Origin of the sequence: Antricoccus suffuscus, from assembly GCF_003003235.1 — a bacterium.
GTDB lineage: Bacteria > Actinomycetota > Actinomycetes > Mycobacteriales > Antricoccaceae > Antricoccus > Antricoccus suffuscus.
In genome coordinates this window covers 188,393-201,705 of the sequence record NZ_PVUE01000001.1, presented here as the reverse complement: position 1 = coordinate 201,705, position 13,313 = coordinate 188,393, and the positions used below count along the sequence as shown (strand labels likewise).

15 protein-coding genes are annotated in these 13,313 nt (G+C 64.0%); 8 read left to right on the top strand and 7 right to left on the bottom strand.

The window, feature by feature from the left end; all coding sequences use genetic code 11:
* The first annotated feature begins 13 nt into the window (after positions 1-13).
* The 6 genes from CLV47_RS00965 to CLV47_RS00940 all read left to right on the top strand — a co-directional run bounded on the left by CLV47_RS00965 (position 14) and on the right by CLV47_RS00940 (position 3,579).
* Positions 14-706, top strand: coding sequence for an SCO family protein (locus CLV47_RS00965; RefSeq protein ID WP_106347127.1), 693 nt, complete (start codon positions 14-16; stop codon positions 704-706).
* The gene (locus CLV47_RS00960) at positions 703-1,221 is read left to right on the top strand and encodes a COG4315 family predicted lipoprotein (protein WP_106347126.1); all 519 of its coding nucleotides are present in this window, start codon (positions 703-705) and stop codon (positions 1,219-1,221) included. Before CLV47_RS00965 ends, CLV47_RS00960 begins: the two co-directional genes overlap by 4 nt.
* Positions 1,218-1,973, top strand: a complete 756-nt coding sequence (locus CLV47_RS00955; RefSeq protein WP_106347125.1) for a hemerythrin domain-containing protein — start codon at positions 1,218-1,220, stop codon at positions 1,971-1,973. Before CLV47_RS00960 ends, CLV47_RS00955 begins: the two co-directional genes overlap by 4 nt.
* A gap of 142 nt (positions 1,974-2,115) precedes the next feature.
* Positions 2,116-2,625, top strand: coding sequence for a chloride channel protein (locus CLV47_RS00950; RefSeq protein ID WP_202862306.1), 510 nt, complete (start codon positions 2,116-2,118; stop codon positions 2,623-2,625).
* Positions 2,597-2,959: a CBS domain-containing protein gene (locus CLV47_RS00945; RefSeq protein WP_106347124.1), complete on the top strand. Its 363-nt coding sequence runs from the start codon at positions 2,597-2,599 to the stop codon at positions 2,957-2,959. The genes CLV47_RS00950 and CLV47_RS00945 overlap by 29 nt, the downstream gene beginning before the upstream one ends.
* 224 nt (positions 2,960-3,183) lie before the next feature.
* Positions 3,184-3,579 carry a VOC family protein gene (locus tag CLV47_RS00940; protein ID WP_170110898.1) on the top strand — a complete coding sequence of 132 codons (396 nt, stop codon included), beginning with the start codon at positions 3,184-3,186 and terminating at the stop codon, positions 3,577-3,579.
* A gap of 85 nt (positions 3,580-3,664) precedes the next feature.
* On the opposite strand, the gene CLV47_RS00935 is transcribed toward CLV47_RS00940, so the two are convergent.
* The gene (locus tag CLV47_RS00935; RefSeq protein WP_106347122.1) at positions 3,665-5,017 is read right to left on the bottom strand and encodes a cryptochrome/photolyase family protein; all 1,353 of its coding nucleotides are present in this window, start codon (positions 5,015-5,017) and stop codon (positions 3,665-3,667) included.
* Positions 5,018-5,040: 23 nt separating this feature from the next.
* Positions 5,041-5,184, bottom strand: coding sequence for a hypothetical protein (locus tag CLV47_RS21935; RefSeq protein ID WP_170110897.1), 144 nt, complete (start codon positions 5,182-5,184; stop codon positions 5,041-5,043).
* A 42-nt stretch (positions 5,185-5,226) separates the two neighbouring features.
* Here CLV47_RS21935 and CLV47_RS00930 point away from each other — a divergent pair, with 42 nt between their 5' ends.
* A complete protein-coding gene (locus CLV47_RS00930; protein ID WP_177557450.1) occupies positions 5,227-6,747 on the top strand; it encodes an SDR family oxidoreductase in 1,521 nt (506 codons plus the stop codon).
* A 377-nt stretch (positions 6,748-7,124) separates the two neighbouring features.
* Here the strand turns inward: CLV47_RS00930 and CLV47_RS00925 are convergent, their stop codons facing one another.
* The 5 genes from CLV47_RS00925 to CLV47_RS00905 all read right to left on the bottom strand — a co-directional run bounded on the left by CLV47_RS00925 (position 7,125) and on the right by CLV47_RS00905 (position 11,792).
* Positions 7,125-7,868, bottom strand: a complete 744-nt coding sequence (locus CLV47_RS00925) for an anti-sigma factor (protein WP_170110896.1) — start codon at positions 7,866-7,868, stop codon at positions 7,125-7,127.
* 2 nt (positions 7,869-7,870) lie between these two features.
* On the bottom strand, positions 7,871-8,449 hold the full coding sequence (gene sigK, locus CLV47_RS00920) for an ECF RNA polymerase sigma factor SigK (protein ID WP_202862305.1): 579 nt from the start codon (positions 8,447-8,449) through the stop codon (positions 7,871-7,873).
* Positions 8,450-8,522: 73 nt separating this feature from the next.
* A complete protein-coding gene (locus CLV47_RS00915) occupies positions 8,523-9,779 on the bottom strand; it encodes an SAM-dependent methyltransferase (protein ID WP_106347119.1) in 1,257 nt (418 codons plus the stop codon).
* Positions 9,760-10,533, bottom strand: coding sequence for a DUF1365 domain-containing protein (locus CLV47_RS00910; RefSeq protein WP_202862304.1), 774 nt, complete (start codon positions 10,531-10,533; stop codon positions 9,760-9,762). The genes CLV47_RS00915 and CLV47_RS00910 overlap by 20 nt, the downstream gene beginning before the upstream one ends.
* Positions 10,530-11,792, bottom strand: coding sequence for an NAD(P)/FAD-dependent oxidoreductase (locus CLV47_RS00905; protein WP_106347117.1), 1,263 nt, complete (start codon positions 11,790-11,792; stop codon positions 10,530-10,532). The genes CLV47_RS00910 and CLV47_RS00905 overlap by 4 nt, the downstream gene beginning before the upstream one ends.
* A gap of 312 nt (positions 11,793-12,104) precedes the next feature.
* Here CLV47_RS00905 and CLV47_RS00900 point away from each other — a divergent pair, with 312 nt between their 5' ends.
* Positions 12,105-12,977 carry a helix-turn-helix transcriptional regulator gene (locus CLV47_RS00900; RefSeq protein ID WP_106347116.1) on the top strand — a complete coding sequence of 291 codons (873 nt, stop codon included), beginning with the start codon at positions 12,105-12,107 and terminating at the stop codon, positions 12,975-12,977.
* The last annotated feature ends 336 nt before the right edge of the window (positions 12,978-13,313 follow it).

Below are 13,313 nucleotides of genomic sequence, written 5' to 3'. Positions count from 1 at the left end.
TGGAAAGAGTTAAATGTTCACCACGCAGTCACGATTTCGACGGCTTCCGCTAACAGTGATCGTCATCGCTGCACTCGCGTTCGCGGCCACCGCATGCGCGGCCAAGACGTCCGGCCCGCCATCCAGCGTCACGGCCGTCAGTCCGCGCCAATCCGGAGCCTTCCGAGGCGAACAGTTGAGCACTCCCGTGACGATCAACGCCGCCACCCAGTCGGCCGTGTTCCAGGAAAGCTCGGGCGGCACCACGAGTCTCAGTCAGTTGCAAAGTGCCGGACTTATGCTTGTTTACTTCGGCTACACCAGTTGTCCCGACATTTGTCCGACGACGATGGCCGACCTCGGTCAAGCACTGCGCAAACTCCCCGCCAAGATCCAACACGAGACTCAGGTCGTCTTCGTGACCTCCGACCCGGCCCGCGACACCGCACCGGTCATGCAGGCGTGGCTGGAACATTTCGATGACGGTGTGGCCCGGCCATTTGTCGGGCTGACCGCAACTCTGACCCAAATCGATACGGTCGCGAGCTCACTCGGCATACCTCTGCAGCCACCGGTCACCGAACCAGACGGCAGCATCAGCGTGGAACACGGCGCGCAGACACTCGCATTCGTCAATGACAAGGCAGATCTCATGTGGCTGGCCGACACGAGCGTGTCCGACTACGCCCACGACATCACCAAGCTGTCGACGAAGCTCACCAAATGACGCCATCGGCGGCTGGCCGAGCACTAAAACTTGCAGGTGTCGTCGTACTTGCGGCGCTGATGCTGTGCGCGTGCGCACACTCCAGCGACTCCCGCACGCACGATGCCCTCTTGGAAATTCCGGTGCCAAAGACCGTGACGGTCACGACGAGCAAGGTGGCGGGGCTCGGAAAGATACTCGCCGACTCGCACGGTAGGACGCTCTACATGTTTCCGCCTGACGCTGGCGGGCGCGTCACATGCACGGGTCCATGCGCTGGCACCTGGCCGCCGTTGGTCATTGCCAGCGGTAACAAGCCGACCTCCGCTGCGGGCGTCAATCCACTAGATCTCGGCACACTCGCCGACCCGAACACAGGTGCCAGTGTCGTCACCTACGGCGGGTATCCGCTTTACCGTTATGCAGGCGATTTGGCCGCTGGCACCGCCAACGGTCAAGGTCTCTATCTGAACGGCGGGCCGTGGTACGCACTCAACCCCGACATGCAGCCGGTCACGACGCCACCGGGCAAATGAGCGAAAGCCAACACGGCGCTGACGCCACGCAGCCGCCTGCCAACCGGAAATCGGACGTCCCAACCCGTCCGCGGCACGTCGACCGACGCAGTCTGATCCTCGGCGGTGCGGGACTCGTCATCGGGGCCGGCGTCGCTGAAGAGACCAACGCGGTTGCACGTACGCCGCCGCCGACCGAACCGAACATTCCGTCACCGGGCGAGGAACTGATGGTGGAGCACGGCCTGCTCAAGCGCGTGCTGCTGGCCTACCGCGCGGCCGGCGACCAGCTTGCGGCGGGTCAGACCCCGCCGGCGAAGGCGATCATTGAGGCCGCCCAACTGATCTCGACGTATGTCGAGAGCTTCCACGAAGGACTCGAGGAGGCGTACGTATTCCCGCGCGTGCGTCAGCACCACAACGACCTGGTGAAAACCTTGCTCGCGCAGCATGATCGCGGCCGCCACCTCACAGCCTCGATCCTGCTGGCGGCCGGGGACGACCTCAGCTCCGCGCCGATCCGCGACTCACTACGGGCCGACATGGCGAAGTTTGTGCGGATGTATGAGCCGCACGAAGCATGGGAAGACACTGTCATCTACCCCGCTTTGCGCACACTCACCACGCAACGCACGTTAGATCAACTGGCCGAGCGATTCGCCGAACTTGAGAACAAGCAGTACGGCGACCACGCGCTTGCACAGATGATCGACCGCGTCAGTGGAATCGAGGAACAGCTCGGGATCGCCGACCTGTCGGCGTTCACGCCCTGATCAGTGGTCGAGCTAATCGGGAGAGGGCGATCTTACGCGCACCCACCACTAACTGCAGATAGCAATAGTTGCATACTGCATACATGACGTTGCGCCGACTCCAGTCTGACTATTCCGCAGTGGGCCCCGCTTCTAACCGCATGTGCCTGGTCTCGGACGCCGGTTCGTCCTCGGCGCGCCCGTTGTCGCGGGCCTTATATACGGACCTCTGGTTCATTTCTTCGCTCGCGAAGCCCGCGGGCACGGCGTGCCCGAAGTGATGTACGCCGTCGCGCGACAAGGGGGTCGGATCAAACCGCAGGTCGCCGCCGTCAAGGCTCTTGCGTCCGCGTTGTGCATCGGCGGCGGCGGCTCGGTCGGTCGGGAAGGGCCGATCGTACAAATCGGCTCTGCCCTAGGTTCCACGCTCGCGCGCATAGTGCGAGCACCCATGCCCAGCACTCGAGTGCTTGTCGCCTGCGGGGCGGCCGGCGGTGTCGCCGCCACCTTTAACGCGCCACTTGCCGACGTGTTCTTCGCGATGGAACTGATCCTGCGCGACTTTGCGGCGAAGTCATTCGGGATGGTGGTGCTCTCATCGGTCACGGCCAGCGCGAGCGGCTGCCGTCACGGTCAGCACCGTAATGGTCGCCGTCCCGACCCCGCTACCTGACGGGAGTTCGCTGCGGGACGCCGCGACCGCCCTCGCGCCTTCGCGACACCTGATCGTGCCGGTCACCGACAGCGCAGGTGATTACTGCGGCGTTTTGACTGTCGCCGCCCTAGCTGAGGCGCTCGCCGACGGCGAGCACGATCAGGCCACTGTCGCTAGCATCACCGAACTACCCGACACCGTCCGGAGCACGGACCTACTCTCCGACGCGCTCAACGCCATAGACCTCAACGAAGCCGCCGCCGTGCCTGTCCTGGATGAGGACCACCAACTGGTGGGTTGGTTTACTGCGCAAGCTGCTCTCAGCGCGCTACATCCGAAGGCCACGCCATAGCCTCAGATTCGCCAGGGCCGGTTTGTGGGACCCGATATCCGCTGTGAGCAGTTACGGATCGAATCCGCATCACCTACCGCTGGCTGATGATCGGCCTGTTGCGCCCGACGCGAACGAGCCCCGCAGCCACGTACGGGCAAGCTCGAGCGGGAGCGGCAGGCCCTAACGTGCCCCGCTCACCTGGCGTGGTGGTGCATGAATCGAGTAGGTGTCAGAATCACGGTATGCCGACGATGAGAGCCTTCAGCCACGTGACCCTGACCGTGACCGACCTGGAAGCCAGCATCGCCTGGTACGTGCAGGCACTGGGCATGAGGCGCGGCCCGGACATGAGCGGGACCGGCTGGCGGCGCACCCTGATGCTCGCCGAGTCTGGGGTAGTCATCGGCTTGCAGGCGCATGATCGCACGCCGGACAACGATCGATTCGATGAGACCAGAGTTGGCCTCGATCACATCTCGATCGCCTGCAAAGACCGTGCGGAGATCGAAGCCTGGCTGGCCGACCTCGACGGTAAGGGCGTACCGCACAGCTCGGTCAGTCCTGAGCCGGCGAACGTTGCCACCTGTAAGGATCCCGACGGAATTGTGATCGAGTTCTTCGCGCCGCGCAGCACCTAGAAACCACTCGAATACAGCTAGACGCACTGGCCGTCACGAGCTCGCGTCACTTCAGGATGCGCGGCTCACGCACGTAGATGCGCTTCTACCTCGGACTGGAAGTAACCGATTTGTAGCGGGCGAGGGCTTCGAGACGTTCATGCGCATGCTCGACGATCGGCGGCGGGTAACCGCTCGGCGCACCCGCCGCGCGGCGCCACGGCTCGTGGATATCGCGACCCTCCAGCGCCGACAGCTCCGGGACCCAACGACGGATGTAATCGCCCGCGGGATCGAACTTCTTCCCTTGAGTGACGGGGTTGAAGATGCGGAAGTACGGCGCGGCGTCGGTGCCGGTCCCGGCGACCCATTGCCAACCGTGCTGGTTGCTCGCGAGGTCGCCATCGATGAGCTGGTGCATGAAATGCCGGGCACCGCGTGTCCATTCAAGGTGCAAGTCCTTCACGAGAAACGACGCGGTGATCATCCGTACTCGGTTGTGCATCCAGCCCTCCCCGAGCAGCTGGCGCATTCCGGCATCGACGATCGGGTAGCCGGTGTTTCCGCTCGCCCATGCCTCGAACATCTCATCGGCGTCCGGGCCCGTCTCGTAGGCCATGGTGGCCATCCGTGGCTGGAAATAGTCGTGGGCACTGGACGGCCAGAAATGCAGGACGGCGGCGTAGAACTCACGCCACGCTAACTCTTTGACGAACGTCTCGTCATCTGGCGTGAGATCCGCGAGCAGCGTCCGCGGATGAATCGCACCGAACTTCAGGTAAGGCGAAAGCCTCGAGGTGTGGTCGAGATCCGGGCGGTCGCGTACGTCGGGGTAATGGGCCAGGTGACTTCCGAGGAACTTCTGCCAAACTCGGTGAGCGGCCTGCTCACCCGCCTCCGGAAGTGGGATCTGCGCCAGCGGCGTCTCGGGTACGCCGTCCCCGTCCGCGGCTACCCAGTCGACGGCTGAGGGATCGGATGCGGCGGGGCCGCGCCACCCGTGCGCGCGCCACGCCCGGTAAAACGCTGAGAAGACCTTGTATGGATTCCCGTCCTCCTTAGTGACCCTGCCGGGAGCGACAGCGTACGGCGAACCGGTGCGCACGAGCGGGACAGTGCCCAGGGTTTCCGCTACTCGCGCATCCCGCTCGGCGCCGTAGGGCGCGAAATCAGCGCTGATGTGCACCGAGCGCGCGCCCGACTCGCGGACCATCTCCGGTACGACGGAATCGGGTTTGCCGACACGAACGGTCAGCGACCCGCCGTGTGCGCGCAGGTCCGCATCGAGCGATCGAAGAGAGGCGAGCAGGAACGCGAGCCGCGCGTTTCCCGATGTAGCGCGCAGTGCCGGGTCGAGCACGAACAAGGCGACGACCGGTCCCTCGTTGGCAGCTCTCATCAGCGCCGGATGATCGCCCAGCCGGAGATCGCGCCGAAACCACAGCACCGAGGTACTCATGGATTCAGTCTGCCAAAGGTGCTCTAAACCTGCGTCCGTGGGAGCAGGAGGGCTGCGCGCACGGCGGTTGACGCATAGAGTTCCTGCCAGCCGTCTGCGGCGACGACGTCACCGGCGCCGTCCAACGAAAAGAGCTTCATCATGAGCTGGTTCTCGCGCCGTTTCATCAACACATTCGCCGCGGTCACCCAGAAGAATCAAGGCGGCCGGTGAGCGCCGGCAAGCTCGTCGTCGTCACGGGCGCGACGGGGTACGTCGGAGGACGGCTAGTGCCCGAACTGCTCGAAGCTGGCTATCGGGTCCGGATTCTCGCGCGCGACATACGGCGGCTGGAGAGTCGCCCATGGATCGACCTCGTCGAGATCGTCGAGGCCGATGCCACCGACCAGGCCGCGGTCACCGAAGCGCTCACGGGCGTAGACGTCGCCTACTACTTGATCCATTCGATCGGCACGGGCACGAAGTTCGCGATGAAAGACCGCCAGACCGCACGGTCATTTGCTGCGGCCGCGCGTGACGTCGGCGTTGGTCATCTGGTTTATCTCAGCGGGCTGTACCCAGAGCACCAAGAGCTGAGCATGCATCTTCAGTCACGTCAGGAAGTCGAGGAGATCTTTCTGACGTGCGGCGTACCGACAACCGTCCTGCGCGCAGCGGTGATCATCGGGTCGGGGTCGGCGTCATTCGAGATGCTGCGCTACCTGACCGAGCGGCTGCCGGTGATGGTGACCCCGCGGTGGGTGGACACCCGGATTCAGCCTATTGCCATTCGCGATGTGCTGCACTATCTCGTCGGCGCCGCCGAAATACCAGCCGGCGTCAGTCGTGGTTTCGACATCGGCGGCCCCGACGTGATGACCTACCGCCAGATGATGGCCAGGTACGCGTCCGTGGCGGGTCTCCCACCACGCCGGGTGATCAAGGTCCCCGTGCTCAGCCCAGCGCTCTCGAGCCACTGGGTCGGGCTCGTGACACCGGTGCCGAAGTCAATCGCGAGGCCGCTCGTCGCGAGTCTCATCAATGAGGTCGTGTGCAAGGAACACGACATCGCCGACTACGTCCCGGATCCGGACGCCGGATTGACGCCGTTCGACCGAGCGATCAGCCTGGCACTGACCAAGATTCAGGACCGCGCCGTGGTGAGCAGGTGGTCCTCGGCATCGACGGCCGGCGCCCCGAGTGACCCGTTACCGAGCGACCCCGACTGGGCGGGCGGATCACTGTATGCCGATGAGCGGGCGCGTGAGGTCGACGCGGACCGGACGAAACTGTGGCAAGTGATCAACGCGATCGGCGGCGACACCGGCTGGTACTCCTGGCCACTGGCCTGGCGTCTGCGTGGATTCGCGGACCGGGTCATCGGCGGACCGGGGCTGCGACGGGGTCGGCGGGACGCGAGCACGCTGGTGATCGGTGACGCGCTGGATTTCTGGCGGGTTGAGGAAGCCGATAATGAGCGGGTCCTTCGGCTGCGCGCGGAGATGCGTCTGCCGGGGCTTGCGTGGCTCGAGTTCGTGATCGAGCAGAGCGGCAACGGCCCGGTTTCGCTGCGCCAGCGTGCGCTATTCCATCCACGTGGACTTCTTGGGCATCTGTATTGGTGGTCGGTATACCCATTCCACGGCATCGTATTCGGCGCGATGCTGCGCAACATCGCCCTCGCCGCCGAGGCGAGTTCGGCATCGCCGCAGACTCCCCCAACCTCTCAACGTCCGAATCCGCCAAGCTAACTCGCTGGTGACGACCTCATCGTCTCTTCAAAGACCACGCGCGACGCCTACGCCTCAGCATTGGCGCGCGTCAATGGACCGTTGGCGTCTCTCGCTAGAAGCACTGGGGCCCCGCAACCACTAACGGTTGCGGGGCCCCGCGGCATCTCCACCGGATGCTCGAAAGAGTAGATCCCCATCTATCCTTTGACCGAGCCTCGCACGGCGTCAATGCGGCTCCCCCCGGAGTCCTCAATTGATCTGTGTTCGCTCATCTAATACTAAGTTCCTGGTCAGCGGTAGTAGAAACGCAACTTTCCTTGGCCGCTTGAAGAATTGCACGCGGATCACACGCCAGCCTCACCACGGGTACACATAATCCGTCCAGCTCGTGAGGCCTAGAGAGGCATGACAGCGAGGATCGCACCCTTGGTCGGCTGTGCTGAACCGCCGGCCGGTTCAACCGAAATGCCCATCTGCGCAGTCCCCGCGACGTCGCCGCTAGCCTGGAGCAGCACGTGACCGCCGGAGTCGGGCGCAAAGGTCCCCGCGGAGGTAGCGGCTCCTTGAGGACTGATCATCCAGAGTTGGTAGGTCTTGTGGTCCGGGGGTGCCGGGATGTCGTTTCCGATTAGCAACAGTTTCTGCTCCGCCTTGGAGTAGACGATGCTGGCGTTGCCGCTGGAACCGATCGGGCCACTCACGGTGACGGTGTCGGACCCTCCTAGAACCGTGGTGATGGCCGAGATACGGTCGGCATTCTTGGTCGCATCACGATGCTGCGCGAACCCCCAGCCGGTCCCACCGATCGCGATCACCGCGCACGCGGCGGCCGTCGCCGGCCACAGCCAGCGCCTCGAAGGGCGAGCGCGAAGGGGCGTGACATTGTCCGGTAATGACGGCTCTTGCGTGACGCTCTGCGGTTGTGCCTCGTGAGTAATCGCGCCCAACACGCTCGCGCGAAGCTCCGGCGGCGGCGCCACGGCCGTGCTGTCGCTCAACTCGCCAAGCGCGTCGCGCAGGCTGCGTACTTCCGCTACGCAGTCTGGACAGTTCTCCAGGTGCGCCTCGAAGGAGGCGCGCTCGTCCTCGTCGAGAGCATCGACGACGTACGCGCCGGTGAAATCGTGGAGATCAGGCATCGTCATCGCTCCCCCATCGCATCTCGTAATCGAATGAGTCCGTCGCGGATCCTGGTCTTCGCCGTACCAAGCGGTATTTCCAGCATCGCAGCTACTTCGCGATGCGTATAACCGTCGAAGTACGCCAACTGCAAGGCGTCGCGCTGGTTATCGGTGAGGCCGTCGAGCGCCTTGCGCACATGCTGCGCCTCCATGTTGGCATGCGCCTGTTCACTCACCTGATCGTAGGACCGTTCAGTCTGTCGCGTGGCGTACCGATCGTCGCGCTGCCGCGAGGCTTCGGAGGCACGCACACGATCGACCGCCCGCCGGTGCGCGATCATCAGTAGCCACGCCATCGCGTTGCCTGCGGCAGGATCGAATCGTGCGGAGTCACGCCAGACCTGTACATATATGTCTTGGGTAACTTCAGCGGCTTGGGCGCTGTCACGTATGACGCGCAGCACCAGCCCATAAAGCCGAGCGGACGTCCGATCGTAAAGGCGCGCGAATGCCTGCTCGTCCCCCGTCGCCGAGGCGGCAAGCAACCGCTCGAGAGTCTCCTCATCGAGGGGCGCCTCATCGGCAGGGACCGATCGCAAGAATCGCACCTCGTTAACTGTGCCAGATCGGCGCGGCGGTCGCGGACGCACGGTCGATTTTGGATATCAGCGCTCACCGCGAGCCTGGTTTCGTCAACTCGAACCCGACCACATCCAGATAACCGGACCGGAACCCGGCCTCGGAGTACGCCAAGTAGAGCGACCACATTTTACGAAATATCGAATCGAACCCAAGTCGATCGACCTCGTCGGCACATTCCTCGAACCGCGCGCGCCACCGCCGCAGCGTCTCGGCGTAGTCGGCGCCGAACGCGAATCGGGTCGAGACCCGCAAGCCCGCGCGCTGGGAGTGTTCGGTCACTGCCGTCACAGACGGGATCTGGCCGCCCGGGAAGATGTACTTCAGAATCCAGGTATAGGTGTGGGCACTGGCCAGCATCCGGTCGTGCGGCATCGTGATCGCCTGCAGCGCCGCCCGGCCGCCCGGAGCCAACAGCCGCTCGATGGTCTGGAAGTACTCCGGCCAATAATCGCTACCGACCGCCTCGATCATCTCGACGCTGATCAGCGCGTCATACTCGCCGGTGACGTCGCGATAGTCCTGCTCGCGTACGTCGACGCGGTCGGCATACCCCGCATCGGCGATTCGCTGACGAGCCAACTGTGCCTGCTCGTGCGAGATCGTCGTCGTCGTTACCTGGGCGCCACGGGCCGCCGCCCGGATCGCGAGCTCGCCCCAGCCCGTTCCGATCTCGACCACCCGGCTACCCGCGCGCACGCCGGCAATGTCGAGGAGTCGATCGGCCTTGCGCTGTTGCGCCTCGGCCAGGTCCTGCTCGTCGTACGGGCGATTGGCATCAAAGAGCGCCGAGGAGTACGTCATCGTGGGATCGAGGAAAAGCGAAAACAACTCATTGGACAAGTCATAGTGTCGATGAATATTCTCCCGCGCGCCGTCGACGGTATTTCGATCAGCGCCTGGCCGCGCGTGCACGGCTAGACCGCGGAAGCGTTGCAGCAGAGGCGGCACCAGCTTCTCCAATCGCCGAGCGAGGACGGTCAGTACGCCGACCACGTCATCGGCGACCCAGTCACCTGCCATGAATGACTCGCCAAAGCCGATCAGCCCGCCAGCGCCAAGCCGTTGGTAGAACGCGTCGGGGCGCACCAGGTGCAGCGAAGGGTCATTCGGCCCACCGGCTCCGAACTGTCGGCCGTCAGCGGTCGTCACGCGCAGCGGCAGAGTCTTAAGTGCGCGGCGGACCAGCCGGCGCGCTACCAGCGCCCGGATCGGTCGATCAGGCGTCACCGCAACATCTGGCCACAGCCGACGGTCGATAACCTCTTTACTATCGAGTGTGAGTGACATTGCCTGTCTCCTTCGTGCGTGTTGTAGGACGCAAACCACGTATATAGAGGGTTATTCCGTGGCGCTTGATTTGGAACATCGTCGCTCTGGATAGCAGCGGTCTGGTGAGCGCGGACCAGAGGGGCGCCGATGGCGCACGAGCGCCGGTCATGGCCGCGGTGAAAGGGAGAGCGCCTGGCCGTCGCAGCGTGACCGTCACCGTGAGCCGTGGACCCGGCTGCGGGACCAGCATTTCGTAACCGCCGTCGATCGGGTTGAACGGCGAGACATAGAAGTCCTTGTCGACCTGCGCGCGGCCGGCTTCGTCGGGGTGGAGGAGGTAGCACTGACGCCCTCCGTACGTGTTGGCAACCTCGGCGACGACGTACATCGCTCGCCCTTGACGGTCATAACAGTAGAACACCGTCAAGGGGTTAAAGACGTAGCCGAGCACTCGTGGCTGGGCGAGCATCAAAACCCGAGCGGGCCGCAATTGTCCGGCGTCGGCGAGCCAGTCGTCGAGGTTGGCGCGGATCGTACGGCGCGCGCCACTGAGGTGGTCACGGCCGTCGAACCGGCACAGTCCTCGCGCGAACCGCGGAAGCTGCGGGAGCGCGTCGAGATCGACCAGCCACGTCTGCGAGCGATTGGTAAACCGGTAGTCCAGCGGTTCACGGCGTCGGTGCGTGATCTGTACGTCGTAGCGGGCCGGCGTCGCGATAGCGGGCGTCTTAATGGCCTGCTCGGTCCGAGTCTCGTCGGGGGCAATACTCACCAGTGCACCCCCAGACTTCTGGCGGCATCCACTCCTGAGCGGCAACCGTCTTCGTGGAAACCCCATCCGTGATAGGCGCCAGCGAACGCGAGCACCCCATCATTGAGGCCGGCGAGCTCGCCCTGCGCGGCGACCGCCTCCGGCGTGATGATCGGGTGCTCGTACTGCATCCGCTCGACAATCGCATCCGGGCGTACGGCACCGTCATCGTTGAGGGTGACGAGGTAACGGGTATCGGTCGGCAGATTCTGAAGGCGGTTCATGTCATAGCTGACGTGCACCGAATCGGCCGTCGCGGTACACGAGGGCAGGAAGTAGTTCCAGGACGCCTGCGCCTTGCGCGCGGCCGGTAGCACCGCCGTATCCGTGTGCAGGATCGTCGGGTTTTTCGAGTAGCCGATTGCGCCGAGCGCGTGCGACTGCGCATCTGTCGGCGCGGCCAGCATGCTCAACGCTTGTGCGGGGTGGCTGGCAATTACCGCCGCGTCGTACTGAGCGAGCTGATCGGAGTCGTCACGGACGGTCACTCCCGCACCCGCCCGCGCGACGCTGCGCACGGGGGTCGAGGTGAGTACGGCGCTGAGCGATTTGACGGCCTTTTCGACGTACCGTGCGGATCCACCGACGACCGTGCGCCATTGCGGCGAACCGCTGATCGACAACATGCCGTGGTTCTGCAGGAATTCAAACAAGTAGCGGACCGGATACAGCTCGGTCAGCTGCGGCGGGGTCGACCACACCGCCGCGATCAGCGGAGTGAGGAAATGCGACCGGAAGTAGTCAGTGAAGTGGCCCGCCTGGACGAACTCACCGACCGTCCGATTCGCGCCGTCGTCGCTTGCAAGCAACGCACGCGCCGCCCTCTGGAAACGAACGACCTCGGTGAGTAGGTAAAGGTAACGCGGGTTTACGACGTTTCTACTGGAGGGGAAGAGTCCCGACAGACCGCGCGCCCCGGCGTACTGCAATCCACATCCGCCGCACTGCACGGACATGCTCATGTCCGAGTCGGCGGTGGCAATGTCCAACTCGGAGAATAGCCGGATCAACTGCGGGTAGGTACGTTCGTTGTGCACGATAAAGCCGGTATCGACGCGGATCGACGTGCCGGAGTCATCCAGCACTTCGTGGGTATGCGCGTGTCCACCAAGCCGAGAGTCGGCCTCATACAGCGTGACATCGGCCTCGCGTTGCAGCACGTACGCCGCGGTCAGACCCGCAACACCGCTACCTATGACCGCAATACGCCGCCGAGTCATCGAATTCCTCCTCTTCGCGTCCGTCGGTGTAAGGGCCGACGCGACCCAACTTGTTTGGATCTCACGCGTTCAATGGAGGTTCGGAGCCAACATCGGTGCGGATTGGAACACCACGACGACTTGTCGATTGCCACGGCACAGTGGCACCGAACAATAAAACGGGGACTGCCGACGCTTCCAGTAGGCGCCGGCGGCCCACACCGCGATCTACCTGGCCAAAAACACAATGCGCGGCGCGCAAACCTGCGCGATGCCACGATATGGTGGAGGAAGGCTGAGGCAATTTCCGCGAGTGCCGAATGGTGGTGTCCGATGCCAGCTCACCCACCGGACGGTCCGGCGGGCAAAAAGCCGGTCACTGACCTACATCGCTGGGCACTTGAGAGTGCCCAATACCGTGCAGCAGACTCTGATGGTCATGCCGCCGTACGCGAGCTCAGTCGTAACCACGCCGATGCCACGCCGCAAGAGGAACGGGTCCTCGCCGGTCGGGTGGCGCTCGATCGAATGCTCGTCGACGACCAGCCCGATCGGAAACTGCTGGTTCAGAAGGTCGTCAACCTCGCGACCCTACAAACTCGGCTCGTCGAGATCGCTCGCGGGACCCGCCGCGAGCTACTCAGCCTGCACGCCGGCGAGGCCCCATCCGAGGAGGCCTTCACCGCCGCGATGCGCAACGATCGCGAGCTCCTCGACCGTGGTGTGCGGCTACGGATCGTCTACCCGGTCGAGTTCTCGCACATACAACGCGTCCGCGAATACACCGACACCATGCAGGGCCACGGCGCTCAATTCCATTTCGCGGACGCCGTCCCGTATCGCCTCATCGTCTCGGACGGCGTACGTGCAGTGGTGCCGATCGTGCGTGACTCCCGAAGCGAAGGCGCCCTGATTACCGGCGAACCGGCGCTGGTAAACGGGCTTCGGCACCTGGCTAACGGAATCTTCCGAAGCGGTCGAGCCCTAAGTGAGATCGACCCGGTCGCTCCCAGCGGACGGCCGTCCGACCTCGAGCTCGCGGTAATCCGGGCGATGAGCCTCGGCCTGACAGACGAGGCCGCCGCCAAGAGATTAGCGGTGAGTGAGCGGACATTTCGCCGGCATGTGTCTCAGATACTGGTGCGGCTGGGCGCGTCGAGCCGCTTTCAGGCTGGAATTCGCGCGGTCGAGCGCGGCTGGCTTTAACCGCGATCGCCCGTCGATCCCTCACCTGGGCACAAGTCGGCCCTCGCCTCTCATTGAGATGGCGAGGGCCGACCCTACAACCTGACAGCTATAAGTAACAGACCCCCATCTGGTTCTCGTGCTGTCACACGACCGACGCCGCTCCCCCCAGAGTCATTGTCGAGTTGTGCTGCCCCTATTTAAGCCCATAATTATTGAAAAAGGTAGTAAATCGAAAAAACTTTTTGGTCATGTGACCAAGTCGCCCGACGGACAGGGTCGACGGACTCTCATACTGGGCCGACCGAGCGCCCCGGTCGGGGTCCTCACCTGCGGTTTCGTGTCATGAATCACTCA